Below are 26743 nucleotides of genomic sequence, written 5' to 3' on the forward strand. Positions count from 1 at the left end.
CCGACGCGGGCAGCGGTCAGCCTCCTTATAGGATGAAGCGCGAGGGACATCGACAGGACAGGAAGCATGACTGACAACGATTCGGCCTGGGGGCCGGGCGAAAAGCCGGAAGACTTTCCAACCCGAGCAAGCCGACGACGATCAGGACGTGAGCCTGGAACCGGGCCTATCTCGGAGGTTCCCCGTTTCGCCGACCGTCTGTCGCCGGCCCCGCAGCCACCGCAAGGGGCCTCCCAACCGGGCGCGCCAGAGTCGAACGATGAGGTGGACGAGTACACCGTCCGGCGTCAGGTTCTCGACATCCGCTTCGACGAGTCAGCCCATGGTGCACGCACCATGTCGGTGCCCGTCGTGATTCCGCAGCGGGCCCCGGCCGTAGCAGGCCCCGTGCCTCCGGCACCCGCAGCAGCACCGGCCAGCGCATCGGAGGACAGAATGCAGTCAGAAGCCCGCACCAGCACGACGACGCCCGTCCGGTCAGCGCCGACAGTACCGGCAGCGCCGGTCATCCCTGCCGTCCCCAGCATGCCCGCCGATCCGCCGAGGCAGTCGCGCCGGCAGGAGAACTCGCAGGGCCGGCGTCGTTCCTTCCTGGCGCCTGACAACGGCACCATTCCGGCCGAGACCGGGTTCCGCGGACTGCTGTCCCGGATCGGGATCCGTGTGGCGCCGTCGAAGCGGGAACTGTCGGTACGCGCGCACACCCGTGCCGTCAGCCAGCACTGGCCGGGCCCCCGGACCGTCTCCGTGGTGAACGGCAAGGGCGGCGCAAACAAGACCCCGACCACCGTCATGCTCGCCGCGGTCTTCGCCCGGAACGGCGGGGGACCGGTGCTCGCCTGGGACAACAATGAAACCCGCGGCACACTGGGCTGGCGCACCGAGCAAGGTCCCCACAACTCATCGGTGATGGATCTCCTGCCGGAGACGAGTCAGCTGCTGGCACCCTCGGCGCAGTCCGCGTTGCTCGCCCGGTACGTCCACCACCAGACGGAAGACAAGTACGACGTCCTGCGGTCCAAGCCGGACGTGCTTGCCTCCGAGCAGAAGATCACCGCCGATGACTTCGATGCACTCCACGAGGTTGCTTCCAAATACTTCCGGTTGAACATCGTTGACTCCGGAAACGATGAAACCGCAGAGCGCTGGCTGCGCATGATTCACCACACCGATCAGCTCGTCATCGCAACCACCACTCTCGAGGAACACGCGGAGGCGGGTGCGCTCCTGCTGGAGGCACTCCGGGGGCGCGGCGGGAAGTACGCGGAGCTGTCGCAGAACGCCGTCGTCATCGTCAGCCAGTCGGACAAGAACGGTACTGCGGCGCAGGCGAAGCAAATTGCAGACGGGTTCGCACAGCTTGCGCGCAGCGCCGTCACCATCCCGTATGACGTTGCGCTGTTGAAAGGCCGCATCCGCTGGGGCGCCCTCAAGCCAGCTACGCAGGGCGCATGGCTTGCAGCGGCCGCCGCTGTTGCCGACGGACTCTGATAGTCAGGTTGCTTAGTACTTCTGATGTTCCTAGGCTGGAGATGTAAGCCAACGGAATGGAGGAAGCATGACTATGCACGATATTTCCGGAAAGAAGGTGGCCTTCCTGCTCACGGACGGCGTCGAACAGGTTGAGCTGACCAGCCCCTGGGAGGCCGTCAAGGGTGCCGGTGGAGTGCCATCGCTTATTGCCCCCAGTGAGGGGTCGATACAGGGCTTCAACGGCACGGACAAGGGTGATACGTTCCCGGTCGACCTCGCGGTCAGCGACGCGAAGGCTGAGGACTTCGACGCGCTGGTCCTGCCGGGCGGCGTCGTCAACGCCGATCACCTTCGCGTGGACAAGGATGCGCAGGCCTTTACCCGCAGCTTCTTCGAACAGCACAAGCCCGTTGCCGCGATCTGCCACGCACCGTGGCTGCTGATTGAAGCCGGCGTGGTGAGCGGCCGGTCAATGACGTCGTACCACACGCTCGAAACGGACCTCAGGAACGCAGGCGCCCAGTGGACCGATGATGAAGTGGTTGTGGACCAGGGCTTCGTCACCAGCCGCAATCCCGATGACCTCCCCGCCTTCAACGACAAGGTCCTCGAAGAGATCGCTGAGGGCACGCACGAGGGGCAGACGGCCTAACCCCTGACAAAGTATCTGTCGCCCGGTTGCCTGTTCCCGACGGTTCACGGCAACCGGGCGGCTCCAACTCCGGGTCCGGTAGCGTGGCGGCATGCTCACCGGACCTTTCCTTTGCCACGGTGTGTCCTGGAGCCCGTCAGGCCCGTCGCTGACGCTCGCCACACCACGGGGAGCGACGACGCCGTTGCACCTCGATGATCTGCCGCTCTTTCTTGGCTTCCGCCTCACCAGCGGGAAGCGCTTCTGTCTGGGGTATTCGAAAGCGCTGGGACCGAAGGGCCGTCGCTCCTTCCCCTGCCCTGAACAGACGACGGCGGAACGCGGCTACCAGTGCGGCTCCTGCTTTGCCAGGGACGACTTCCGGTACATGCACGACGTTCACCGCTCCGGAATAGCGCCCGACACGCTCGCAGCGTACCTCGCGCAGGATCACTGGCTGTACGTCGCGACCTTCGCGGATGGCTCCACCAAGGTGGGGACGGCCTCGGACCGCAGCAAGTGGACCCGGTTGGCCGAGCAGGGCGCCATCGTCGCCCGCTACGTTGCCCACGCGCACGACGGCAGGGTGGTCCGCGTTCTCGAAGACACTGTGACACGGCACGCCGGCCTGCCGCAGGCCGTCCGGTCGGCAGCCAAAACGGCGGCCCTCACCCGTCCGCTAGCGCAATCGAAACTGGACCTCCTGAACGCCGATGCGGCCGACGTCGTACGCGGGTTATTGGCACAGGGCCTGGGTATCGACGGCTTCGAAGCAGTCGAGGAGCAATGGCAGGCCCCGGGGGGCTGGGAACGGGTCCTGAAGGCCCGGGCAGCGGTCTATCCGCTGAGCCTTGAGGGCGGGGAACATGGCGGCAGCATCCTGGCGCTCCTTGGACCGACCGCGTTGCTCGCTCTTCCGGAAAGCGAGTTCCTCCTAAATCTCGCGCTGCTGCGTGGCCGGCGCCTGGAACTCGGCGATTACAGGTCCGCGCCCGTGGCGGTGCAGGACGAACTGTTCTGACGCTCGCGCCCAGGCGTCCGTGTTACATACGGAGTCATGATTCGGGAAAAGTGTTCGGCGCCATGCGTAGGTTCGGTTAGGCTTACCTTTGTAATTTTGCTTGCGGCCTCTGCCGCTTCCTCCAGGAGTACCCCTCATGCACCGACCCAAGCTCATTGCTGCCTGCGCCGCTTTCGCGGTCCCCGCCCTGGCCCTCTCAGGTTGCGGCGTGCTCGGCATTGGCAAGGCCCCGGCCGACCTGCAGATCTACACGGCGCGGCACTACGACCTGGAAGGCGCGTTCGGCCAGTTCACCGACGAAACCGGCATCTCGGTGGAGTTCATCACCGGTGACGACGCCGAGCTCCTCGAGCGGCTCAAGGCCGAGGGAAGCGACACACCTGCTGACGTCTTCATGACCGTGGATGCCGGGAACCTCTGGAACGCCGCGCGCCAGGATGTCCTCGCCCAGACCAGCTCGGCCGCGCTGGACGAAGCGGTCCCCGAGGACCTGCGGGACCCGGAAGGACAGTGGTTCGGGCTGGCCATGAGGGCCAGGACGCTCACCTACAACCCGGAGAACGTAGACCCCTCGGAGTTCGATGCCCAGGACAGCTACGCCGGGCTGGCCGACCCGAAGTGGAAAGGACGGCTCTGCATGCGGGATGCAACCTCGTCCTACACGCAGTCGCTGGTCGCGAGCCTGATCGACCTCCACGGCCGGGAGAAGGCCCTCGAAATTGTCCAGGGATGGGTGGCTAATGACGTAGCCATCATGAGTAACGATGTTCTCCTTCTCGAATCGATCGACGCCGGTGCCTGCGACGTGGGCATCAACAACCACTACTACCTGGCGCGCACTCTGGCGGAAAACCCCGACCTCTCCGTCGACCTCTTCTGGGCCAGCCAGGAGGGAGCCGGCACGCATGTGAATATTTCCGGCGCCGGGGTCGTAGCGAATTCCGACAATGCGGCGCAGGCCCAGCAGCTCATTGAATGGCTTGCCACCACGGGGCAGAACGCCTTCGTTGACGCCAACCATGAGTTCCCGGTCAACCCGGAGGCACAGCCGGAACCGGTGATCGCCGAGTTCGGTGAATTCAGCCGTATGCCGCTGAACGCTGCAGCCTACGGCGACCTGAACGCCGAGGCCATCGATGTGCTTGCAGAGGCCGGCTACAAGTGAGTGAATCGGCTGTCCTGGTTGATGCGGGGGTTTCCGGGCAACGCCGGCGCCTCCTGACCGGGAACGGCCGTCCCCTGTGGTCGGCGGCTGTGCTGCTCGCCGCAGCCCTTGTGGCGACGCCGGTTATTGCTGTGTTGATCGACGGGCTCGGCAGCCTGAACTCCAGCAGCATGCCGCGGGACATCGGTCCGATGGTCCTGACGACCGTCCTCCTGATGCTCGGAGTCGGCAGCGGGACCCTGCTGGTCGGCGGCGGCTTGGCGTGGCTGGTCACGGCTTACGACTTCCCGCTGCGGAACCTGCTCTCGTGGGCGCTGGTGCTGCCGCTGGCCATGCCTGCGTACATCCTCGGCTTCGTGTTTCTGTCCACGTTCGACGTCGGAGGCCCGGTACAGGCCCTGCTGCGCACGGTGCTCGGTCCCGGCGCCTGGTTGCCCGACGTGCGAACCCTGCTCGGCGCCGTCGTCGTCATGTCGCTGACGCTCTACCCATACGTCTATCTCCTGGCACGGTCCGCGCTCGTGGAGCAGAGCGCAACAACGTACGACGCCGCACGCACCCTTGGTGCCAGCCGTTCCCGCACGCTGTGGCGGGTTGTGGTCCCCCTGGCCCGGCCGTCACTTGCTGCCGCCCTGGCGCTGGTCATGATGGAAACGCTGACGGACTTCGCGACGGTTCAGTACTTCAATGTCCAGACCGTCTCCGTCGGCGTCTATCTCGTCTGGAAGGGCAGCTTCGATTTCAACGCGGCAACCCAGCTTTCGGTGCTGGTGCTCCTGTTTGCGGTCGCGGTGCTGGCCGTTGAGCGTCTCCTTCGCGGACGGTCCCGCTTCCACCAGAAGAACGGTCGGGGCGAAGGCCTGCAGGCCCGGCGGCTGGCCGGATGGAGGGGCTGGGCCGCCGCCCTGGTCTGCCTCAGCATGCTCGGAGCAGGCTTCATCCTCCCGGTTGCCCAGCTGATCGGTTGGGCTATGGGGGAGGCCATCGGCAGCTCCGAACCTCTGCTGGATCCCCGGTTTGTGGAGTATCTCGTGAACAGCGTGACCGTTGCGTCGGTTGCCGCACTGTTGTGCGCCGGGATCGCGCTCACCATCGGGCATGCCCAACGCCTCGGCGGAGGTCCGGTGGTGGCAACCGCAGCACAGCTCACCACCTTTGGCTATGCCGTTCCGGGCGCAGTGATCGGCATCGGTGTGCTCATCGCCTTCGCCCGGCTCGATGAGTGGCTCGAGTTCGCCGGTGTTCCGGGAGGCACAGGGCTGCTGGTCACCGGTTCAGTGGCGGGCATCCTTTTTGCGTATCTGGTGCGATTCCTTGCTCCGGCCTACCAGGCTGTCGACGCGAGCTTCGCGAAGATCTCACCGGCACTCACCTTTTCCGCCCTCAGCCTCGGATCCACGCCGCGCAGGCTTCTGACCCGCGTGCATCTGCCCCTGGCTCGCCGCGGCGCCGCGGTGGCGCTCGTGCTCGTCGCTATTGACGCAGTCAAGGAACTGCCGATCGTGCTCCTTCTGCGACCGTTCGGATTCACCACCATCTCCGTCTGGGTCTACGAGTTGGCCCGCGAGAATTTCTGGGAGAAGGCAGCCATGCCCGCACTGGGCATCGTCGCGGTAGCCGTGATCCCCGTGTACTTCCTGTTCCGCCGGTCGGCGGGGCTCAAAACCGGGACGGTGAACCGTGGACAGTAACGCTATGGACGTCGAAACCCCGGCGCTGACCCTGAGCGGCGTAAGCAGGCGATACGGCGGTGTTCCCGCTGCCACGTCCCTCGACCTGTCTGTGTCCGCCGGGGAGATGGTAACCGTGATCGGGCCATCCGGCTGCGGGAAATCGACAATGCTCAGGATGATCGCCGGACTGGAGCGGCCGGACTCCGGAACGATCACGATTGCGGGTGAAGTCGTCGCCGACCGCCGTCGGTTCCAGGAACCGGAACGTCGCCGCGTGGGCCTCGTGTTCCAGGATCACGCACTGTTTCCCAACCTGACGGTCGCGAAGAATGTTGCCTTCGGGCTGAACCGGCTGCCTGCCCGGGATAGGCAGAAGCGTGTTGCCGAAGTGCTGGAACTGGTGCGGCTCAACCACCTGGCTGCCCGCTATCCGCACGAATTGTCCGGTGGCGAGCAGCAGCGAGTCGCACTCGCGCGCGCCCTGGCGCCCCGTCCCGCCGTCGTCCTGCTGGATGAACCGTTCTCCAGCCTGGACGAGACCCTGCGGGGCAGAGTTCGTGCCGATCTCGTCGCCGTCCTGAAGGAAACCGGGACCACCAGCCTACTGGTGACCCACGACCAGACAGAGGCGCTGTCCGTGGGAAACCGCGTGGTGGTGATGCGCGAGGGAGTCATCGAGCAGACGGACACGCCGGAACGGGTGTTCGAACAGCCGTCCACCCGCTTCGTTGCCTCCTTCATGGGAGATGCGGATTTCCTGCCGGCGAATGTTCACAACGCACTGCTGACGTGCGAGATCGGTGTAGTTTCCACGGTTCCGGGGTGGGCCAACTGCGACGTCAACGTCGACGTGGTCCTCCGGCCCCACGAAGTTGCGCTCGCCCACGATCCGGACGCTTCCGCCCGGGTCATCTCCCAGGAGTATCGGGGAGCCTTTGTGCTGCACTACGTGCGTCTGGCCTCTGGCCGTACGCTGCGGTCCTGGCAACCGCACCATGTTCGCTACGCCGCCGGTACTCCGGTCAGCGTAACTGTCGCGGCGGGAACGTCGCCCACTCTCCTGGTCAATGACCGGGCCGTCACCGAGCCGCCGGTCGGTGCCGTAAACCCTTCTCCGCAGTCTCCGGAGCGTTCACCCATCACTACATTGAGGTAATGCTGTGTCCATAACTATGCCGACAATGCCCCTGGAAGCGGCTACCCGGTCCGGAGGCTTCGCGGCCAGGCTCGCCCGCTTCGCCGACAACCCCGCAGTCGTGACGGATTCCGGGACGCTCACCTACCGGCAGCTGGCTGATCGCGTGGAAGCGGTCGCGGACCGTCTCGGTCCCGTCCGGCGCCTGGTGCTGCTCGCGGCAACCAACGACGTCGACTCCCTCGTCGCGTACCTCGCGGCGCTTTCCGGAGGGCATCCCGTGATTCTGGCGCCGGGGGACAAGCCCTCCGCCATCGATTCGATCCGTGACACCTTCGATCCGGACGTCGTCATGGCAGCCGGGGATGGGAACGGACAGCCGCGATTCCGGGAGGTCCGTCCTGTAACCAGCCATTATCTGCACCCGGATCTTGCGCTGCTCCTCAGCACCTCGGGCTCGACGGGGTCACCGAAACTGGTGCGGCTCTCGCACCAGAACCTGGAGGCCAACGCCGCGGCCATTGCGGAGTACCTGCGCCTCGGGCCGGGGGACCGGGCCGTCACCACCCTCCCGATGTCCTACTGCTACGGCCTGTCTGTCATCAACAGCCACCTGCTCACCGGAGCGTCGGTGGTGCTCACCAACCTCTCGGTTGTGGACCCCTGCTTCTGGGACCTGTTCCGCCGCACTGAAGCAACCGCCTTCGCCGCCGTCCCATACACTTTCGAGTTGCTGGAACGCGTGGGTTTCTCCGATATGGACCTGCCCACGTTGCGCTATGTCACCCAGGCAGGTGGCCGTCTGGCTCCCGAGCTCGTCCGGCGGTACGCGGAACTGGCCGGCGAGCGGGGCTGGGAACTCTTCGTCATGTATGGTCAGACCGAAGCCACCGCACGGATGGCGTATCTGCCGCCCGCCCTCGCCGCGGAGAATCCTTCGCGAATCGGCGTACCGGTGCCGGGCGGCAGTTTCCGGATCGATCCCGTGGCCGGCCTGGAAGACGGCGAACTGGTGTACACCGGCCCCAACGTGATGCTGGGCTATGCGGAGAGTCCCGAGGACCTCGCGGCCGGCCGAATAGTGACCGAGCTACGCACCGGGGACCTGGCCCGGCGCCATCCTGACGGGCTGTACGAGGTGGTGGGGCGCCGGAGCCGCTTCATCAAGATCGCCGGACTGCGCATCGATCTCGGACGGGTGGAGCAGATCCTCGCCGGATTCGGAGTGCTGGCAACAAGCGCCGGCACGGACGAGCACCTCGTCGTCGCCGTCCAGGGAGATCACGAGCCCGACCTGCTCAGGAAGGTGCTGGCACGTGAGCTGGGAATCCCCCGCGGAGCGCTGAAAATGTACGCCGTGGAACAGCTTCCCCGGTTGGGCAGCGGAAAACCGGATTACCAGGCGGTGCTGGCGCTCGCCGAACCCGCTCCAGGGCCGGGGGAAGCGGCGCCGACGCGTAAGGAAGGGCCGCAGGATGTTCGCGCCATCTTCGCCGAGCAGCTGGAAGTGTCCGCCGTCGACGACGGGAGCACCTTTGTCTCGCTGGGCGGCGACTCGCTGTCCTACGTAGCGACGTCGGTACGTCTGGAGAATGCGCTTGGCACCCTCCCGGCCGACTGGCATCTGCGATCCGTGGCAGAGCTGGAAGGAGTTTGCCCTGCCCGACGGCAACGCAGGTTCTTCGCGCCGACCGAGTCGAGCATCGTGCTGCGCGCCGTGGCAATCATTCTCATCATCAGTACCCACATCGGGCTGTTCCATTGGGAAGGCACCGCCCACGTGCTGCTGGCAGCGGCCGGATACAACTTCGCGCGATTCCACCTTCAGGGCGAACGGACACAACGGTTACGGCGCCAGCTGACCAGCGTTGCCCGGATCGTGGTGCCGAGCATGGCGCTCATCGCTTTCGGCTACCTCATCACGGACCATTACAGCGTCGCGAACATCTTCCTCCTCAACGCGCTCGTCGGTCCCCAGGAAGTGACGCCCGAATGGCATTTCTGGTTCGTTGAGGTCCTGACCTACCTCCTCGTCTGCACAGTGGCGCTCCTGGCGTTCCCCCCGATAGCAAGGCTGGAACGGCGTTTCCCCCTGGGCTTCCCGCTCGGGCTGACCGCGGCTGGTCTGCTGACCCGGTTCAACGTCATCGATCTTGAGGTGCCCAATACCGCGCCCGCCCTGTGGCTTTTTGCTCTGGGATGGGCCGTCGCCCAGGCGCGGACCACCCTCCACCGCTGCCTCATCTCCGCCGTTGTGCTGCTCTGCGTCCCCGGCTACTTCTTCCTTGACCTGCCCCGGGAAATGACGCTGCTGGTGGGTATTCTGGTGCTCGTCTGGCTACGGACACTGCCGGTGCCCCGCGGTCTACAGCGCATAACTGTCGTGCTGGCCAGCGCATCGCTGTACATCTACCTCACCCACTGGCTCGTGTTCCCGCACCTCGAAGCCATGCATCCGTCGGTGGCCGTGGCCGCATCCCTCGTTGCAGGAGTGCTCTACTGGGCGCTCGTCATGCGCGTGCCGGGCTTGGTACGAATGGCGACCGGAAGCCGCAAAGGAGCAAGCCGGAGTGTGGCGGTCTGACACGGGGGCGTGCACCCCTGCCGGGCGGTTCCCGCCCGGACCCTAGGATAGAACCATGCTCAATACACCCTGGGACACCGGATCGTCGCTGTACCGGAAGCTCGTGATCGCCGCGTTAATCCTTACCGGCGTGGGCATTCTGCTGGCTGTCGCCGGTGCCATGCTGCAGACGGATCCGCTGGTATTGGCTGCACTGCCCATCATTGTGGCGGGCATGACCGCGCACCTCGGCGGGCTGGTGGTGCGCGGACGTGACGCGCGTCGTCGTAGCCGCCCGCCGCAGGCCTGAGCGCAAGCGGAAGCGACCGGCAGGTAACGGACCAATACAGCTACGCTGGGAGATGCGTGTCCGCGCCCGAGAAGCCGGTTACTTCGGCAGCCCAACAAGAAGGAGTTTCATGACGATCAATCCCGACCTTCAGGGGCGCAGCTACCCAGCTGCCGAGGTCTACACCGTAGGGCGCGAGAAGATCCGCGAGTTCGCGACGGCCGTGAAAGCCACGCATCCTTCGCACTTCGACCCGGAAGCCGCGGCCGCACTGGGTCACCGTGACGTCGTTGCACCTCCCACCTTCGCGATCATCATTGCCCAGCGTGCCGACGCGCAGCTGATCAATGACCCGGAGGCCGGTATTGACTTCACCCGCGTGGTTCACGCCGACCAGCGGTTCATCCACCATCGGCCGATCATCGCCGGTGACGAGCTGGTCGCCGAGCTTCACGTTGACCAGGTTCGCGCGATGGGCGGTGGGGCAATGATTACCACCCGGGCGGAAATCTCCACGGTGGAGGGCGAGAAGACCGCAACAACCACGTCATCCATCCTGGTGCGCGGGGAGGAGCAGTAGATATGACAGTTGCACTGACGGACCTTGAGGTAGGCCAGGAAATCGGCCGGTCCCCGGTTGAGGTCACCCGACTGGACCTGGTGAAGTACGCCGGCGCGTCCGGTGACTTCAACCCGATCCACTGGAACGAATCCTTCGCACGTGGTGTGGACCTGCCCGGCGTCATTGCCCACGGTATGTTCACCATGGGCTCGGCCGTTCAGGTGGTGTCGGACTGGATCGGTGACCCTGCCGCCGTCATCGATTACCAGACCCGGTTCACCCGGCCGGTGGTTGTCGAGGACACCACCGATCAGCCCGGCGTTGCCGGCGCGGTCATCGAAGTTGTCGGTGTCGTCGGTGCGGTTGACCAGGACAATTCCACTGCCCGCATCGATCTGACGGTGACCGCCGGCGGGCAGAAGGTGCTGGTCAAGGCACAGGCAGTGGTGCGGATCTGGTGACGTCGCTCGCCCAGTTCACCACGTCGGCCGTCGGGGGACCCGCCCGCAAACTCGTAGAGGCGCGCACCGAAGCCGAGATTATCGATGCGGTTCGCTCCGCCGATGAAGCGGGGGAGCCGCTCCTGCTCGTCGGCGGCGGCTCCAACCTGCTGGTCGCTGACACCGGCTTCGCCGGCACGGTGGTCCGGATTGCGTCGACGGGCTTCAGCGTGAACGACGACGACGCCACCTGCGGAGGCGTAATGGTCACCGCTCAGGCCGGGCAGCCCTGGGACGAGCTCGTCGAGTACACAGTGCGTCACGCCTATTCGGGCCTTGAGGCACTGTCCGGCATCCCGGGGTCCACCGGTGCAGTTCCGGTGCAGAACGTGGGTGCGTACGGTGCTGAAGTTTCACAGACCATCGCCATGGTGCGCACGTATGACCGCGAAACGAAGTCCATCAAGTCGCTGGCCAACTTCGATCTCAAGTTCGGCTACCGCGACTCCCTCCTGAAGCGCACCACCGACGCGGGGACACCCCGTTACGTGGTGCTGACGGTGCAGTTCCAGCTGGGACTCGGCCGAATGGGGGCACCCGTGCGATATGCGGAACTGGCCCGGGAGCTCGGCATCGACGTTGGGGGGCGTACATACGCCAATGACGTGCGCCGCGCAGTTTTGAAGCTGCGGGCCGCGAAGGGAATGGTGCTGGATCCCGCTGACCGCGACACCTACAGCACCGGATCCTTCTTCACAAATCCCGTGGTGGACTCAGCTGCGGCTGGATCCCTGCCCGAGAGCGCGCCGAGATACGCGATGCCTGACGACACGGTGAAGCTCAGTGCAGCCTGGCTCATCGAACACGCAGGGTTCGGCAAGGGGTTCGGGCTCGCGGACGACGCCGGTTACCGCGCGGCAGGCGGCCGTGCCGCATTGTCCACGAAGCACACTCTCGCCGTCACGAACCGCGGCGCAGCATCAGCAGAGGACCTACTGAGCATCGCCCGGCTGGTGGCAGACGGCGTTGAGGAGCGCTTCGGCATTCGGCTGCACCCGGAACCGCTCCTGATCGGCTGCGCGCTGAACTGAGCTCTGCGCTGACCTGATCGCGATGCTGAACCGGGCACTCTCTCAGCGACCACGCGGGACACCCCCATCACGTCGTGGCCCGACGCCGCGCCTTTTCAGCGGCCGCACGGGTCTGCATGACGGCATGGCGGTGCCAGCGGCTGTCCACGAGCTCGCGGCTACACAGCCACTGCACCAGCCGAGAGATGAGGCTGATCTGCGCCAGGCGATCGTGGAAGTCAGTGAGCAGCCAAGTGCCGCTCAGGAAGCGGGGGAGTGCGAAGACCAGCTGCTCCGGACCGAGGACCCGCCCGAATGCGCCTTCAGGATCAAACTGTCTCTCCAGCGCGAGCAGCGCGGCCGTATCTTCGCTGACGGTGGAGTCGCCTTCCTGCTCAAGGAACAGTTGCAGGTGGGCCAGTACGCGCTCGTAGCGCTCAACGGTGGCGGGATGCCTACCTGCGGCACTCGCGGAGAAGTACCGTCTCAGGACCTGATCTACCGGAATCTGATTCATGCAGCACAGTCTGCCGGATGCCACCGACATTTCGCTAGAACACAAATTCGAAGGCATGCATGGCCGCACTCAGCGAATACCCGCGGTGCGGCTAGGGGATCCTAGAGGTTGCCGGTGGCGATGAGGAGCATGCGGCGCAGCGGCTCGGCAGCACCCCACAGAAGCTGGTCGCCCACGGTGAAGGCACTGATGTACTCGGGACCCATTTCGAGTTTGCGGATGCGCCCGACCGGGATCTGCAGGCTTCCGCTGGCCGCCACCGGGGTAAGTCCGGCAAGAGTGGCTTCCTTGGTGTTAGGGACCACGGTTGCCCACTCGTTGTCCTGATCGATCAGGGACTCGATCTCGCTCACGGACAGGTCCTGGGTGAGCTTCAGCGTGAGCGCCTGGGAATGCGAGCGCATGGCGCCAATCCGTACGCACAGTCCGTCAAAGGGGATCCGGGCGCCATCTGCGATGTCATTGCCGAGTATCTTGTTGGTCTCGGCGCCGGCTTTCCACTCTTCCTTGGACTGCCCGTTGCCGAGGTCGGCGTCGATCCACGGAATCACTGAACCGGCAAGCGGCACCCCGAACTGGGAAGCATCCATGGCCGGGTTCTTCTGCTGGGTCAGCACAGCCCGGTCGATGTCGAGGATTGCTGATGCCGGGTCCGCGAGATTCTTGGCAACGACCCCGTGGATGGAACCGAACTGGGTCAGCAACTCGCGCATGTGCCGGGCTCCGCCACCGGATGCTGCCTGGTAGGTCATCGAGGTGCCCCACTCGACCAGACCGTTCTTGAACAGTCCACCGAGGCCCATCAGCATGCAGGAGACCGTGCAGTTGCCGCCGATGAAGTCGCGCACGCCGCGCGCCAGTCCGGCGTCGATGACGTCGCGGTTGACCGGGTCGAGCACGATGATGGAGCTCTTCTCCATACGCAGCGAGGAAGCCGCGTCGATCCACAGGCCGTCCCAGCCGGCGTCGCGCAGCTTCGGGTACACCTCCGAGGTGTATCCGCCGCCCTGGGCGGTCACGATGATCGGCAGCTTCGCGAGAGCCTTGACATCATACGCGTCCTGCAGGGGGCCGGCACCCTCAGCAAACGACGGCGCAGCCCCACCGGCGTTGGACGTCGAAAAGAAAACGGGGTTGATGAGGCGGAAGTCGCCCTCGTCCTGCATGCGCTGCATAAGTACGGAGCCGACCATTCCACGCCAGCCGACCAGACCGACGGAAGGCGCGGATGACGAGGACAGGTGCGCGGCGGAAGTCATGGTTCCAGTTTAGGGGAGGGTGGCAAACTCCCTCAGTCCGTTACTTTCTAAGTGACGTCGAGCCCATCAGCGTCCGGGCGGGTCCAGAGACTGATCCGGAAGCGGGTGCCGTTCTGCGCCGTCGTCCAGCCCTCGGACGGCTCAACCCTCGTGAGGTTCCACGAGTTCGCCAGCACGGGCGCGTAGGTATCACCCTCAGCCGAGGTATCGATTACCGTCACAACCGCGGCATTGGCGTGCGACGCCGCCTCGGCGTAGACCTGGCCGCCACCGATGATCCAGACTTCTTCAGCGCCCTCGCTGCGGCGCGCCTGATTGAACGCCTCCTCCAGCGAGCCGACGAGGACGGCACCCGGGTAGTCGGCAGGATCCAGATTTTTCCTGCTCACCACGATGTTCGTGCGGCCGGGGAGCGGACGGTATTTCTCCGGGAAGGACTCCCACGTGCGCCTTCCCATGATGACGGGATGACCCTCGGTGGTGCGCTTGAAATGCGCGAGATCCTCGGGCAAGTGCCACGGCATGCCGCCGTCCCGACCGATGACGCCGTCGATGGTCTGTGCCCAGATCATTCCGACCAGTGGTGTCCCGACCGACGCGGTCAGGTTCGCGTGCTCGCTCATACGGCGATCGGCGCCTTGATGGTGGGGTGGTGCTGGTAGTTCTCCACCGTGAAGTCCTCAAGCTCGTAGTCGAAGATGGTCTCGGGCTTCCGGTTGAGGCGCAGCGTGGGGTAGGGGTAGGGCTCGCGTGAGAGCTGTTCCGCGACCTGCTCAAGGTGGCTGTCGTAGATGTGCACGTCACCGCCCGTCCAGACGAACTCGCCGGGCTCCAGCCCCACCTGTTGCGCCACCATGAGGGTGAGCAGAGCATAGGACGCAATGTTGAACGGCACGCCCAGGAAGGTGTCGGCCGAGCGCTGGTACAGCTGGCAGGAGAGTTTGCCGTCCGCCACATAGAACTGGAAAAAGGCGTGGCAGGGCGGCAGGGCCATGTTCTCGATCTCGGCGACGTTCCAGGCCGAGACAATGTGCCGCCGGGAGTCCGGATTGGCCTTCAGACCCTCGATCAGGCGCTCAATCTGGTCGATGTGGCCGCCGTCGGGCGTGGGCCATGAACGCCACTGCACTCCATAGACGGGACCGAGCTCACCGTCGTCGTCAGCCCATTCATTCCAGATCCGGACCCCCCGCTCCTGCAGCCAGCGGACGTTGGAGTCACCGCGGAGGAACCACAACAACTCCAGGGCCACCGATTTGAAGTGCACCCGCTTGGTGGTGATGAGGGGGAAGGACTCCGAGAGGTCAAAGCGCAACTGCCGTCCGAAGACGCTGCGGGTTCCGGTCCCCGTCCGGTCCGTTTTCGGCGTGCCATTGGCAAGGACGTTGCGGAGCAGGTCTTCATAGGGCGTGGGAACCGGGGTAGTCACGGCACTTAGTCTAAGGGGGCCGACTTCAGTCGTCATAGGCGCGGAACTGCTCAACCGAGACGACCTGCCCTGACTTCCTGGAACTCACCTGGCAGATTATGGCCTCACCGGGAGCGAGGTACGGGTCCGACACCGGCAGCATCTTTCCGAGATGGGGCGGCATATGAGTGCGGAGCACGTCGAGTATCAGCGGCAGGACCGGCCGGTGGCTGCACACGGCTACCGAGACGCGCCGGTCGAAGAGTTTGTCGACCGTGCTGCTTGCCCGTGCCGGTTTCCGGGCGGCATCACGTTCCGTGAGGGCGTCAACGAGTTTCAGCTTCGCGTTGGAGCGTTTCACGTACGGCATGATCGTCTGCACGCACCGGTCCCAAGGGCTGCTGACGATGCGCTCGGGCGACCACGCCTGCAGCAGCCGGCTCACTGCCAGAGCCTGGCGCCGTCCGGACGCGGCAAGCGGGCGCTCACCTTCGGCCCGCGTCCAGGAGGACCGAGGCTTGGCCTTCGCGTGACGGACTACGATCAGCGGCCAGGTGTCAAGGTTGTCTTCAGCACATGCTTCGACGAGAGCGTCCAGGGGCTCCCGGTCGGAGGGGTTGCTGAGCAGCTCAGCGGCGCGTTCGGCCGAACACCACAGGAAATCGTCGACTTCCTTGCCGTCGGGGTCCGGCGTCAGGCCCTCTGCCTTCGCAGCCCAGTAGTGCACAACCTTGAGCCCGGACGACACCTGGTACTCGATGGTCGGCAGCGGGAGACCGAGCTTCACGGTGATGCCGATTTCCTCGCGGACCTCGCGTACTGCGCACTCGGGAGTGGTCTCACCGACGTCGATCTTGCCCTTCGGCCAGGACCAGTCATCATAACGGGGTCGGTGGATGAGCAGGACTTCCAGCGCACCGGACCTCTTGCGCCAGCAGAGCGCACCGGCAGCGACGACGGCGGCCCCGTGCCTGCCCCGCCTGCTATCAATCGCTGTTTCGGGCTGCACGATCACCGGCGGGCCGGCCGCAGACGGCTGCGGGAGCGGGAGGCGAGCAGCCAGGACTGCACGTCACTCAGGGGCGTGCCGTCGTCGTCCTTGTGATGGCGGATCCACTCTCCGTCACTGTCGAGGTGCCAGCTCGCAGTACCACTGTCGAGGTAACGGTCCATGAGAGAGATCAGGTACGTGATGTGCTCGGGCGAGGACAGCTGGACCAGGGCCTCCACGCGACGGTCGAGGTTGCGGTGCATCATGTCGGCGGAGCCGATGAACACGGCGGGATCGCCCGCGTTGGCGAAGGCGAAGACCCGGGAGTGTTCGAGGAACCTGCCCAGGACGGAGCGGACGGTGATGTTTTCGCTGAGACCGGGGACGCCCGGGCGCACCGAACAGATTCCCCGAACGATCACATCGACCCGCACACCGGCCTGTGACGCCCGGTACAGGGAGTCGATGAGCGCTTCGTCAACAATCGAGTTCACCTTGATGATGACGCGCGCCTCCAGCCCGGCCTGGTGGTTTGCGATTTCCTGTTCGATGCGTTCGATGAGGCCCGAACGGACGGAACGCGGCGCCACGAGAAGGCGCTTGAACGTTGACTTGGGGGCATACCCGGAGAGCTGGTTGAACAGCCGGGAGAGATCCTCGCCCACCTGGTGGTTGGCGGTCAGCAACCCCAGATCCTCGTAATAGCGGGCGGTACGCGGGTGGTAGTTGCCGGTGCCGATGTGGCAGTAGCGGCGAAGTCCGTCGATCTCCTGGCGCACAACAAGGGAGAGCTTGCAGTGGGTTTTCAGGCCCACGATGCCGTACACAACATGGACCCCGGCCTGCTCGAGCTTCCGCGCCCAGGAGATGTTGGCCTGCTCGTCGAAGCGGGCCTTGATCTCGACCAGGGCCAGCACCTGCTTGCCCGCCTCCGCGGCGTCGATCAGCGCATCGACGATGGGGGAGTCACCGGAGGTGCGGTACAGGGTCTGCTTGATTGCCTGGACCTTCGGGTCCACCGCGGCCTGCTCGAGGAACGCCTGAACCGAGGTGGAGAAGGAGTCATACGGGTGGTGCAGAAGGATGTCGCGGCGCCGCATGGCAGCGAAGACGTTCGCCGCCTTCGAGGTTTCGCTCTCGTTGAGGTCGCGGCTGGTGTGCGCCACATGCTTCGGATAATGCAGGTCGCCGCGGTCGATGCCGGCAATCACGGTGAGCCCGCGCAGGTCCAGCGGGGCCGGCAGGTCATAGACCTCGGCCTCCTCCACGCCGAGCTCCCGCGAAAGCAGCGCCCGGATGCTCGGGTTGATGTCCGTGGTAACTTCCAGCCGGACCGGAGGACCGAAGCGGCGCCGGAGGAGTTCCTTTTCGAGCGCCTGCAGGAGGTTCTCGGCGTCGTCTTCTTCCACTTCAAGGTCTTCGTTGCGCGTGACGCGGAAAGTGTGGTGCTCAAGGACTTCCATTCCGGGGAACAGTTGGTCCAGGTGGACGGCGATGACCTCTTCCAGGGGAATGAAGCGGGCAGTCCGGCCGGCCACGTTCCCCGCGCGGGGGCCATCCACGGAGACAAGCCGCGGCAACTGGTCGGGCACCTTCACACGTGCGAAGAGTTCCTTGTCGCTCACCGGATTGCGCACGACGACGGCGAGGTTCAGCGAGAGTCCGGAGATGTATGGGAAGGGGTGGGCAGGGTCCACCGCGAGCGGTGTCAGGATCGGGAAGACCTTCTCCGCGAACAGCGTGTTGAGTTCGGCCTGCGTCGTGGGATCGAGCTGATCCCACGTGGTGAGGTGGATGTTCTCGCCGGCGAGTGCGGGCCGGATGTGATTCGAGAACACTGTGGCGTGCCGTCGCTGGAGCGCCAATCCCTCGGTCATGATCGTCTCGAGCTGCTCGATGGGACTCATCCCGGCGGCAGAAGGCACGGCCAGGCCCGTGGCGATGCGGCGTTTCAGACCGGCCACGCGCACCATGAAGAACTCGTCCAGGTTGGAGGCGAAGATCGAGAGGAAGTTGACCCGTTCAAGCAGGGCAAGGTCCGGATCCTCGGCGAGGTCGAGGACGCGGGCGTTGAAATGGAGCCAGCTCAGTTCGCGGTCCAGGAAACGGTCCGGGGAAATTTCGCCTGAGGGCAGGAGGCTCGGCGCGAAGTCAGGGATGTCGATGCGGTCCTGCGTTGCGCGGGCTGGAGCCACTTCTGACGATCCATACCGTGCCGGGATCCGGGCGGCGGTTTCGGCTTCCATAGTGTCTCCTTTTGTGGTTCCGGCGGGGCACGCCTACCTGCCGTGGGACGGCGGGTCGAGGCCCAATCCAACCTTACAAGTTGTCCGCTTGATTGCCGGGCGCGTACATGACATCGACGTCCCACCGGGTGAAGCCCAACGAACGGTAGAGAGCGACGGCGGCGGTGTTGTCGGCGTCTACGTACAGCATTATGGCCTGCAGTCCGAGGGCATGCAGATGATCGATCCCGGCAATCGTCAGCGCCTTGCCGAGTCCCATGCCTTGCGCGGAGGGGGTCACGCCCACCACATAAACCTCGCCGATGGCGGGATGCTTGCCGCTGCGGGGGTGCACCTTGGTCCAGTGGAAGCCGAGCAGCTGGTCATCCGATTCACGGACTGCCAGTATCAGGCCCTTCGGATCGAACCAGTCCTCAGCCAAGCGCGCCTGCAGATCCTCGAGGGTCATTGCGCCCTGCTCAGGGTGGTGGGCGAAAGCGGCGGCGTTCGCTTCGAGCCACGCTTGCTCGTCGCGGCCCGGTTCGAAAGCGCGCAGGCGGACCCCGTCAGGAACGACGGCGTCGGGCACCGATGCTTCGAGCGCTGCGCGCGTCTGCCGCATCCGCCACAGCTCGCGTACGGGCGTGAACCCTGCTTTGCCGGCGAGTTCGACGGCGGCGGCGTGATTGCCGTGCGACCATGCCCGGAGCTCCGGCAACTGATGGTCCTGCAGGGCGCGAACCAGGCTTGTGCCGACGCCCTGGTTTCGGTAGGTGGGCCGGACCACGAGTTCCAGCACCCCCGGTTGGCCCCCCGCGCGGGGAAGGCTGACGACAGCGACACCGGCCAGTTCCTCATCAGCGTCACCGGCGCTGGCTCCATCACTGGCGTAGGTAGCGAAGACCAGCAGTGAATCCGGGTGCTCGTGGGAAGCGCGCAGATTCACCAGCGTCTGTTCAGAGAGGGGAGGGTTACCGTCGGCGTCCTCAGCGGCGCGGGCGAGGCCGACAATGTCCTCCAGTACCTCGTAACGCGGAGCGCCGCCGATGGTGAGGATGGGCCAGGTGGTTACTTCATCCGTCATGGGACCAAGCGTAGTGGGCGAGGGCGCCGACGCGAACGAAGCGGAAGGTGGCAAGCGAACTCGTCGACCGGTGACAATGGATGCAGGTTCCCCATCCACAGCGTTGGTGAGGCGACAGCCTCCGGAAGGAAGGCGGCCATGACGGGTGTTGCAGTGAAGACCGCGGCCGTGACCAGCCAGCTGAGACTTCCTTACGCAGAGGTCGGGGATCCGGGCGGGATCGCCGTAGTGTTTGTGCACGCGTGGGTGGAGTCCTGGCGGTATCTGCAAACCGTCCTTGAACGCCTGCCGCCGTTCATCCACGGCTACGCGCCGACCCAACGCGGCCACGGCAACGCGGACAAGCCTCGCGACGGTTACCGGCCCGCCGACTTCGCCGCCGACCTGGTCGGCTTCATGGACACGGTCGGCCTTCGCCGGGCGGTCCTGGTGGGTGCCTCCAGCGGGGGACTGGTCGCCGAAGCCCTCGCCGTCGACAGTCCTGACCGGGTGTCCGGGCTGGTGCTCATCAGCACCCCGGCAAGCCTGGCCGGCAAGCCCGGCGTCGCAGAAATGGAGCACACCATCGCGCTCCTCAGGGATCCGCTTGATCGTGCGTTCGTCGAGGACTTCGTGCGCGCCACCACCCCGGAGCACATGCCCGAGAAACTCCTCGAAATCCTGGTCGACGAGAGTCTATGGTCCCCGCCCGGGTCTGGAAGGACACGCTGCTCGGGCTGATCGATGCCGACCCCGCCACGCTCCTGGACCGGATCACCGCGCCGACGCTTCTGATCTGGGGCGACCGCGACCCGTTCGTCCCGCGCAGCGACCAGGACGTACTTGTCAACGGTCGGGGAGGTTTTGGCGGCATCGGCGCGATGCGTTAGGCTTTTCAAGCGCCCGAAAGAGTGCAACCGGGGGGATGTGCCAGTGGGGCACCCTCGATACGTTCGACCCGTATGTCCTCCACCAACAAAAGACTCCCTCTCCGCGATGCGGGAGGGAGTCTTTGTTTATCTTTGCTGGCTTTATGCCTGCTGGTTGACCGCGGAGTCGTCCGACTGCCGGCTCAGCGTGAACCGGTAGCCCACATTCCGCACGGTGCCGATCAGCTGCTCGTGGTCGGCACCGAGCTTGGCACGCAGGCGACGCACATGGACGTCCACGGTCCGCGTGCCGCCGTAGTAGTCGTAACCCCACACCTCGTGCAGTAGCTGGTCCCGGGTGAAAACCCGGCCGGGGTGCTGGGCAAGGTACTTCAGCAGCTCGAATTCCTTGTAGGTCAGGTTCATCGGTTCGCCGCCCACCCGTGCGGTGTAGCTGGCTTCATCGATGACGACGCCGGAGGCATGGATCTCGCTCGACACCTCCTCTGCCGCTGTGTTGGCCCGCGAAATCACCAGCCGCAGGCGCGCCTCGACCTCAGCGGGGCCGGCGGAGTCCAAGACAACGTCGTCGGCCAGCCAGTTGGCGGCGACAGCTGCCATTCCGCCTTCGGTGAGGACCAGCATGATAGGGGCGCTCAGTCCGGTGGCCCGGAGCAGCTGGGTCAGTGAACGTGCTCCTACGAGGTCCTTGCGCGCATCGATGATGACGACGTCGGACGGTTCGGTATCAAGCAGGGCGGTGGGCTCCGCGGGCAGGATGTGCACCTTGTGGTTGAGCAGCTCCAGCGCAGGGAGGATCTCCACGGACGAGCCCGGGCTGTTCGTCAGCATCAGGATGTGCGGCATATGTCCTCCAGGGATTGGGACGCGCATCATCGGGCGGGCGCAACGGTGGCCGGGTGCCGCGAGCAGTGGGGTGTTCCGGCAGGCCCGCAGCGGATTCCGTTCAGTATACCGGTGTGATTCTTTGCACTCCGTAACATTCTGCGGCCACCACGCTGTAGGGAAATCGATGCGGACAAGGGCGTACGCAGCTTCCGGACTGCCGCTTTCGACGCCTCCCACATGGGTAAGGCAGTATTGCAGGGGTGAGAATGATGATGGCGGCACTGGTCGGGGCGGTAGCTCTGATCGCTATCGTCGGCGCCTCCTACGTGTCATTGGAGGTGAGCGCCGCCGTCGTCGTCGTTCTGATCCTGGTGGCTGCGATCGGATGGCCGTACCTTCTGGGTGTTCCGGCGCGCAAGAGCCAGTCCACCGCCATCGCGCTCAGCGCGCTCGCCGCCTGCGCCGCTGCCTATCTGTCTCCCTCCGGAGCAGCACTTATCTGGTTGCCGGTTGCGGTGGCGCTTGGTCTCGGCGCTGTCTTCCTCATCCAACTCGTCCGGGGTACAGGTCAAAGTCTGCGCCTCGAATCGACGCTCGGAGCCAGTTCCGGCGTTCTGATCATCGCCCTGGGCGCGGGCTGGATTGCGATCGAGAACCTCGGCATCAACGCCGGGACGTCCGGCGTCACGCTCGTCACGGGAATCAGCGTTCTGGTGGCGATTGCCGCAGCCCTGCTTCCATGGCCGGACCGCATGGTCGGGCCGCTCGGCGTTGTCCTCGCCGCGCTCGCCGGTCCGTTGTGTGCGTTGATATTCACTGACGTGGAGGGGCTTGCCGCCGGAATCATCGGCGCGGTGTGCGGCGCCGTCGTCATGGCTGCCCGGCGCCTCGTGGTCAGCCGGGAGGAGCCCCTGGACACGGCGTCGGTCCTCGCCGTCGGGCTGGCGCCCATCCTGGGCATGGGATCGCTCGTGTACTTCCTTGAGCGGCTCCTGCTGAGTTGAGACCGCCCACACGCCCTTCATAGTGGCGCGGGCGAATGAAACACGGCGTTAGGATGGAAACATGTCACTTCTTGCGCTGGAAATCTTCTTCATCTCGCTGCTGGTCGTCGCGGGCCTGGGCATGGCCGGTTTCGCTGCACTCGTCATCGCACGCCTGTACAAGGGCCAGAAGTAACCCACGCTGATCCATGTCGTTTGAGATCCCCACAGACCTGACCCCCGAGCTCGTTCCCCTGTCCTGGTTGCTGGGCACGTGGGAGGGCTCCGGCAGATTGGGTGAGGGCAACGCGGATTCCGAACACTTCTTCCAGCGTGCCACCTTCGTGCAGCATGGACTGCCCTACGTGCAGTACACGGCTGAGAGCTGGCTGACGGATGAAGAGGGGAACACTCTGCGTCCGCTGTCCGTGGAGACCGGCTTCTGGGCGCTGGACCGCAAACTGAACGACGCCGACGTCGGCCCCGGTCTGTCGCCTGCGGACATTGTGCCCGCGCTGAAGAGTGCCGACGAGGTTGAACAGTTCCGTAATGAAGCGGGCGGGTTCAACATCACGGCCACCATCGTCCACCCGGGCGGGATCGCGGAGCTGTACTACGGCAACATCAAGGGCCCGCAGATCCAGCTCACCACCGACCTCGTGATGCGCGGGCAGCACTCCAAGGACTACTCGGCTGCCACACGGCTGTTCGGGCTGGTCAACGGGGACCTCTACTGGCGCTGGGACATTGCCGCGGACGGCAACTCGCTGGAACCGCACGCTTCCGCAATACTCAGGAAGACCTCCTGAACCGTCCGGATAGTTGGCCCCACTGCCGGAATACCACTCCCATCCAAGGACGTTGCTAACGGTATGACCTTCTCAAGCCCGCTTCTTTCCATGCGCGGCGCCGTGGCTGCCGGCGCACCCGATGAGGGCGTGGCAGCGCACTACGGCGATCCCCTCCGCGAACAGCGTTCGCTCGCCCGCGGAGAGGCCGTCGTCGATCTCTCTCACCGCGGCGTCGTGACCGTCTCAGGCCCTGACCGGTTGAGCTGGCTCAATACCCTCTCCTCGCAGCTGCTCCTGGACCTGGTGCCGGGTGAATCCACCGAGACGCTCCTGCTTACCGTGCAGGGACGCATCGAGTACAGCCCCAAAGTGGTCGACGACGGCACCACCACCTGGCTCCTCACCGAAGCCTGGGAAGCTGCTCCGCTTGCGCAGTGGCTGGATCGCATGAAGTTCATGCTGCGCGTCGAGATTGCGGACGTGACCTCCGAATGGGCCACGATCGGTTCAGTGAAGCCTGTCGAGCGCTTCAGCGGCAACATCACCTGGGTCGACTCCTGGCCCCACGTCCGCTCGGGCGGTTACTCTTACAGCGCTGTCTCCGAGGACTCACACCCGGGTGCTGAGCGGCCCTGGCAGGAGTACCTGGTTCCCCGCGCCGATCTCGCAGAAGCCGTGGACGGGCTCCAGCTGGCAGGCATGATGGCGTCCGAAGCGCTGCGCATAGCGGCTTGGCGCCCGCGCCTGGGCATCGAGACTGATGAGCGCACCATCCCGCATGAGCTGGATCTCCTGCGCACGGCAGTCCACCTGACCAAGGGCTGCTACAAAGGCCAGGAGACAGTCGCACGGGTCCACAACCTCGGGCACCCGCCGCGTCGGCTCGTCTTCCTTCAGCTGGACGGCAGCCAGCACACGCTGCCGGAGCGGGGGAGCGCCGTCGTCGTTGGTGGACGGACTGTGGGCACGCTGACCTCCGTCGGCCAGCACTACGAGATGGGCGCTGTAGGCCTTGCGGTCATCAAGCGCAGCGTGGATCCGGATGCCGCCGTAGAGGTTGTCGACGGCGATGAGCATTACGCCGCCGCCCAGGAACTGATCGTTGCCACGGACGCCGGCCAGGTGGTCGGCCGTCCAAAAGGACTGCTGAAAGGCGGCAGAGCATGACCGAGCAGGGCACCCCGGATTCCTCAGCCGACGCGGCGATCGCGCTGGCTCACCGGCTTCTGGACGCAGCACGGGAAGGCGACGGCGCAACCCTGCGCAAGTATCTCGACGCCGGTGTGCCGGCGACCCTGACCAACGCTGCCGGGGACAGCCTCGTGATGCTGGCGGCCTACAACGGTCACACATCGGTGGTTGCCGACCTGCTGGCGCGCGGAGCCGACGCCAACTCGGCGAACGACCGCGGCCAGACACCCCTCGCCGGAGCAGTCTTCAAGGGATATATCGACGTCGTGGTCACCCTCCTCGGCGCAGGAGCGGATCCCGACGCCGGAACGCCGTCGGCTCGCGCTGCCGCGGGCATGTTCGGCCGGCCGGAGATGCTGGAACTCTTCAACTAACCCGGTTGCCCGGGATCGCCTTCCAGCACAACGGAGGTCTGGCTCCCGGCGCGGATGAATCCCGCACTGAGGGCCGTCCGATGTGAGGCCGTGTTATCCGTGCGCGCACGCCACTGCGGGATGAGCCCGGCCGCCATCGATTCCTCGACGGCGATCGACGCAACGTAGGACGCGTACCCCCGGCGGCGTTCGGCCGGTGCCGTGAGTACCCCAAGGTGTGCGAGGATGCCCTCCCAAATGTCGTAGCCGGCGCCGGCGAGGAGGAGCAGCGGTTCATGGGACTCGTCCACAAGCACGCAATTGTGCTCCATACCGCTCAAACCGACCTCGGCAACATCGTCCGGCGGGCAGAGCCGTTCCAGTGCAACAGCGTGCTCGGGGTCGCTGCTGACGGGAGGCCCGTCCTCCGGGAAGGACGGCAGGGTGTCGCAGAAGTACAGGAAAGATTCGCCGAGCCCCCGCCCGCCGTGCGGCCGGCTCATGGACAACAGGGTTGAATGCTGGGCCAGCTCTGCACCCGACAAACCCTTGGCCGCATCCAGCGCCCAGGTGGGCCCTACCAGCGCTTCCTTCCCGAAGAGTGAGACGAAGGTGAGCAGCGGTGCGGTGTTGTCCTCGCGGTAGATGCGGTCAGGGCCGCCGGCCATCGCGCCGTCGTCGAACCCCAGCAGCCTGGACCAGGCGAGCTGGATGATCGAGATGGTGCCCGGTTCGAGATTTATCTCGAGATTCATAGATCAACGTTAGCGCGATCGGGTGAACCGGCTGAACTGGCGGGGTCCAGCTGACAGTGCTTACCCGAAGAGGATGGCCGCCTCGTCGTAACGGTGCTGAGGGACGCGCTTGAGGTTGCCCAGCGCTGCCTCGAAGCCCACGTGTGCAATCTCCGTGCCGTTGAGGGAGACCATGGTTCCCCACAGCCCATCGATGACCGAGTCGACGGCGGCCATGCCGAGGCGGGTCGCCAGCACCCGGTCAAAAGCGGAGGGGACGCCGCCGCGCTGAATGTGACCGAGGATGGTGGCGCGGGTTTCGATGCCGGTGCGTGCTTCGATTTCGGGTGCAAGCTGGTCGGCGATGCCGCCCAGACGGGGCCTGCCGAAGGTATCCAGGCCGCGCTCGGAGTGCGCCTGCTCCATGTGGGACGGGACGAACCCCTCAGCGACGACCACCAGCGGTGCACGTCCGCGGTCGCGGGCATCGGTGACCCACTCGCAGACCTGTTCGATGGAGGTCTGCTGTTCGGGGATGAGGATGGCGTGCGCTCCCGAGGCCATGCCTGCGTGAAGTGCGATCCAGCCGACGTGACGGCCCATCACTTCAGCCACCATGCAGCGGGAGTGCGACTCACCGGTGGTGCGGAGCCGGTCGATCGCCTCGGTGGCGATCTGCACTGCGGTATCAAAGCCGAAGGTGTAGTCGGTGGCGTCGAGGTCGTTATCGACGGTCTTCGGGACGCCCACGATCTTCAAACCTGCGTCGGTGAGGCGCTTGGCGGCCGCGAGCGTGCCTTCACCGCCGATAGCGATCAATGCGTCGATGCCAAGCCGGTCAAGGGTGGCCTTGATCGCGTCGGGTCCACCGTTGCCATCGAACGGGTTGGTGCGGGACGTACCCAGGATGGTGCCGCCCTGCTTGGAAATGCCCCGCACCATGTGACGGGGAAGATCGATGATCTCCCCTTCCACGACGCCCCGCCAACCGTCCCTGAACCCCACAAACTCGAGGCCGTCGGTTTTGATGCCCTTGAGGACAGCTCCGCGGATCACAGCGTTGAGCCCGGGGCAGTCGCCTCCGCTGGTGAGGATTCCGATCTTCATGTAAGGCGTTTTCCAATCAATTGGGGACGGATAAGTTGGTCAGGCGCCTCCTTGAGCCCCGTATGATTCTAGACACACTGAACCGCCGCGGATGTTTGTGAAGCCTTCCGCGGCGGCACACGGCACGTGCAATCAGCGGTTCGAGACGAGCTTCTCCAGTGCGATTGTTCCGTCCGTCTTGGGGAGCAGCAGCCAGAGCACTACATACAGCGGAGGCCCGATGACGGGCAGCAGGAAGCTGAGCAGGATGCCGATCCTCACCAGCCCTACGGGCCAGCCGAACTTGAGGGCAATCCCGGAGGCGATTCCTCCGAACCATCCGCCGGGTGCGCGCTTGATGGGGGAAGAGCGGAGAGCGTTGAAAAAGGGATCCATGGGTCC

The 26743-nt window shown here is 65.4% G+C and carries 28 protein-coding genes; 17 read left to right on the forward strand and 11 right to left on the reverse strand.

Going from position 1 to position 26743, the window contains the following annotated elements:
- The first annotated feature begins 66 nt into the window (after window positions 1-66).
- The 11 genes from AC5RTB_RS05840 to AC5RTB_RS05890 all read left to right on the forward strand — a co-directional run bounded on the left by AC5RTB_RS05840 (window position 67) and on the right by AC5RTB_RS05890 (window position 12043).
- A complete protein-coding gene (locus tag AC5RTB_RS05840) occupies window positions 67-1491 on the forward strand; it encodes a MinD/ParA family ATP-binding protein (protein ID WP_494060136.1) in 1425 nt (474 codons plus the stop codon).
- Between the two features lie 67 nt (window positions 1492-1558).
- Window positions 1559-2125, forward strand: a complete 567-nt coding sequence (locus AC5RTB_RS05845) for a type 1 glutamine amidotransferase domain-containing protein (protein WP_494060137.1) — start codon at window positions 1559-1561, stop codon at window positions 2123-2125.
- A 91-nt stretch (window positions 2126-2216) separates the two neighbouring features.
- The gene (locus AC5RTB_RS05850) at window positions 2217-3125 is read left to right on the forward strand and encodes a DUF2797 domain-containing protein (protein WP_494060138.1); all 909 of its coding nucleotides are present in this window, start codon (window positions 2217-2219) and stop codon (window positions 3123-3125) included.
- Window positions 3126-3261: 136 nt separating this feature from the next.
- On the forward strand, window positions 3262-4290 hold the full coding sequence (locus AC5RTB_RS05855) for an extracellular solute-binding protein (protein WP_494060139.1): 1029 nt from the start codon (window positions 3262-3264) through the stop codon (window positions 4288-4290).
- Window positions 4287-5981 carry an ABC transporter permease gene (locus tag AC5RTB_RS05860; protein WP_494060140.1) on the forward strand — a complete coding sequence of 565 codons (1695 nt, stop codon included), beginning with the start codon at window positions 4287-4289 and terminating at the stop codon, window positions 5979-5981. Before AC5RTB_RS05855 ends, AC5RTB_RS05860 begins: the two co-directional genes overlap by 4 nt.
- A 4-nt stretch (window positions 5982-5985) precedes the next feature.
- A complete protein-coding gene (locus AC5RTB_RS05865) occupies window positions 5986-7119 on the forward strand; it encodes an ABC transporter ATP-binding protein (protein WP_494060141.1) in 1134 nt (377 codons plus the stop codon).
- Window positions 7120-7144: 25 nt separating this feature from the next.
- Window positions 7145-9682 carry an AMP-binding protein gene (locus AC5RTB_RS05870; RefSeq protein WP_494060142.1) on the forward strand — a complete coding sequence of 846 codons (2538 nt, stop codon included), beginning with the start codon at window positions 7145-7147 and terminating at the stop codon, window positions 9680-9682.
- A 55-nt stretch (window positions 9683-9737) separates the two neighbouring features.
- Window positions 9738-9971 carry a hypothetical protein gene (locus AC5RTB_RS05875; protein WP_494060143.1) on the forward strand — a complete coding sequence of 78 codons (234 nt, stop codon included), beginning with the start codon at window positions 9738-9740 and terminating at the stop codon, window positions 9969-9971.
- A 109-nt stretch (window positions 9972-10080) separates the two neighbouring features.
- On the forward strand, window positions 10081-10530 hold the full coding sequence (locus AC5RTB_RS05880) for an FAS1-like dehydratase domain-containing protein (RefSeq protein ID WP_494060144.1): 450 nt from the start codon (window positions 10081-10083) through the stop codon (window positions 10528-10530).
- A gap of 2 nt (window positions 10531-10532) precedes the next feature.
- Window positions 10533-10973, forward strand: a complete 441-nt coding sequence (locus tag AC5RTB_RS05885; protein ID WP_494060145.1) for a MaoC/PaaZ C-terminal domain-containing protein — start codon at window positions 10533-10535, stop codon at window positions 10971-10973.
- Window positions 10970-12043, forward strand: coding sequence for a UDP-N-acetylmuramate dehydrogenase (locus AC5RTB_RS05890; protein ID WP_494060146.1), 1074 nt, complete (start codon window positions 10970-10972; stop codon window positions 12041-12043). Before AC5RTB_RS05885 ends, AC5RTB_RS05890 begins: the two co-directional genes overlap by 4 nt.
- A gap of 67 nt (window positions 12044-12110) precedes the next feature.
- On the opposite strand, the gene AC5RTB_RS05895 is transcribed toward AC5RTB_RS05890, so the two are convergent.
- The 7 genes from AC5RTB_RS05895 to mshD form a co-directional block, all read right to left on the reverse strand.
- The gene (locus AC5RTB_RS05895) at window positions 12111-12539 is read right to left on the reverse strand and encodes a hypothetical protein (protein ID WP_494060147.1); all 429 of its coding nucleotides are present in this window, start codon (window positions 12537-12539) and stop codon (window positions 12111-12113) included.
- Window positions 12540-12640: 101 nt separating this feature from the next.
- Window positions 12641-13798, reverse strand: coding sequence for an aspartate-semialdehyde dehydrogenase (gene asd, locus AC5RTB_RS05900; RefSeq protein WP_494060148.1), 1158 nt, complete (start codon window positions 13796-13798; stop codon window positions 12641-12643).
- 47 nt (window positions 13799-13845) lie between these two features.
- Complete coding sequence (locus tag AC5RTB_RS05905; protein ID WP_494060149.1) at window positions 13846-14421, reverse strand: dihydrofolate reductase; 576 nt, start codon at window positions 14419-14421, stop codon at window positions 13846-13848.
- On the reverse strand, window positions 14418-15227 hold the full coding sequence (locus tag AC5RTB_RS05910) for a thymidylate synthase (RefSeq protein WP_494060150.1): 810 nt from the start codon (window positions 15225-15227) through the stop codon (window positions 14418-14420). Before AC5RTB_RS05910 ends, AC5RTB_RS05905 begins: the two co-directional genes overlap by 4 nt.
- A 25-nt stretch (window positions 15228-15252) precedes the next feature.
- Window positions 15253-16215 (reverse strand): NUDIX hydrolase, encoded by a 963-nt coding sequence (locus AC5RTB_RS05915; protein WP_494060151.1) that lies wholly within the window; start codon window positions 16213-16215, stop codon window positions 15253-15255.
- 2 nt (window positions 16216-16217) lie between these two features.
- Window positions 16218-18443 (reverse strand): RNA degradosome polyphosphate kinase, encoded by a 2226-nt coding sequence (locus AC5RTB_RS05920; protein WP_494060152.1) that lies wholly within the window; start codon window positions 18441-18443, stop codon window positions 16218-16220.
- A gap of 73 nt (window positions 18444-18516) precedes the next feature.
- Window positions 18517-19506 (reverse strand): mycothiol synthase, encoded by a 990-nt coding sequence (gene mshD, locus AC5RTB_RS05925; protein WP_494060153.1) that lies wholly within the window; start codon window positions 19504-19506, stop codon window positions 18517-18519.
- 138 nt (window positions 19507-19644) lie between these two features.
- Between mshD and AC5RTB_RS05930 the strand changes: the two genes are divergently transcribed.
- Window positions 19645-20226 carry an alpha/beta fold hydrolase gene (locus AC5RTB_RS05930; protein ID WP_494060154.1) on the forward strand — a complete coding sequence of 194 codons (582 nt, stop codon included), beginning with the start codon at window positions 19645-19647 and terminating at the stop codon, window positions 20224-20226.
- Window positions 20184-20375 carry an alpha/beta fold hydrolase gene (locus tag AC5RTB_RS05935; protein WP_494060155.1) on the forward strand — a complete coding sequence of 64 codons (192 nt, stop codon included), beginning with the start codon at window positions 20184-20186 and terminating at the stop codon, window positions 20373-20375. Before AC5RTB_RS05930 ends, AC5RTB_RS05935 begins: the two co-directional genes overlap by 43 nt.
- Before the next feature lie 141 nt (window positions 20376-20516).
- Here the strand turns inward: AC5RTB_RS05935 and AC5RTB_RS05940 are convergent, their stop codons facing one another.
- Complete coding sequence (locus AC5RTB_RS05940) at window positions 20517-21221, reverse strand: winged helix-turn-helix transcriptional regulator (RefSeq protein WP_494060156.1); 705 nt, start codon at window positions 21219-21221, stop codon at window positions 20517-20519.
- 248 nt (window positions 21222-21469) lie between these two features.
- Here AC5RTB_RS05940 and AC5RTB_RS05945 point away from each other — a divergent pair, with 248 nt between their 5' ends.
- The 4 genes from AC5RTB_RS05945 (at window position 21470) to AC5RTB_RS05960 (ending at window position 24542) form a co-directional block, all read left to right on the forward strand.
- On the forward strand, window positions 21470-22207 hold the full coding sequence (locus AC5RTB_RS05945) for a hypothetical protein (protein WP_494060157.1): 738 nt from the start codon (window positions 21470-21472) through the stop codon (window positions 22205-22207).
- A 188-nt stretch (window positions 22208-22395) separates the two neighbouring features.
- Window positions 22396-22995: a heme-binding beta-barrel domain-containing protein gene (locus AC5RTB_RS05950; protein ID WP_494060158.1), complete on the forward strand. Its 600-nt coding sequence runs from the start codon at window positions 22396-22398 to the stop codon at window positions 22993-22995.
- 63 nt (window positions 22996-23058) lie between these two features.
- On the forward strand, window positions 23059-24144 hold the full coding sequence (gene ygfZ / locus AC5RTB_RS05955; protein ID WP_494060159.1) for a CAF17-like 4Fe-4S cluster assembly/insertion protein YgfZ: 1086 nt from the start codon (window positions 23059-23061) through the stop codon (window positions 24142-24144).
- The gene (locus tag AC5RTB_RS05960) at window positions 24141-24542 is read left to right on the forward strand and encodes an ankyrin repeat domain-containing protein (RefSeq protein WP_494060160.1); all 402 of its coding nucleotides are present in this window, start codon (window positions 24141-24143) and stop codon (window positions 24540-24542) included. The genes ygfZ and AC5RTB_RS05960 overlap by 4 nt, the downstream gene beginning before the upstream one ends.
- Here AC5RTB_RS05960 and AC5RTB_RS05965 read toward each other — a convergent pair.
- The 3 genes from AC5RTB_RS05965 to AC5RTB_RS05975 all read right to left on the reverse strand — a co-directional run bounded on the left by AC5RTB_RS05965 (window position 24539) and on the right by AC5RTB_RS05975 (window position 26737).
- Window positions 24539-25276 carry a GNAT family N-acetyltransferase gene (locus AC5RTB_RS05965; protein WP_494060161.1) on the reverse strand — a complete coding sequence of 246 codons (738 nt, stop codon included), beginning with the start codon at window positions 25274-25276 and terminating at the stop codon, window positions 24539-24541. The genes AC5RTB_RS05960 and AC5RTB_RS05965 overlap by 4 nt on opposite strands.
- A gap of 60 nt (window positions 25277-25336) precedes the next feature.
- Complete coding sequence (locus tag AC5RTB_RS05970) at window positions 25337-26362, reverse strand: 6-phosphofructokinase (RefSeq protein ID WP_490889720.1); 1026 nt, start codon at window positions 26360-26362, stop codon at window positions 25337-25339.
- Between the two features lie 132 nt (window positions 26363-26494).
- Window positions 26495-26737: a PspC domain-containing protein gene (locus tag AC5RTB_RS05975; protein WP_494060162.1), complete on the reverse strand. Its 243-nt coding sequence runs from the start codon at window positions 26735-26737 to the stop codon at window positions 26495-26497.
- Window positions 26738-26743: the final 6 nt, after the last annotated feature.

Source organism: Arthrobacter sp. M71 S08 (assembly GCF_059089725.1).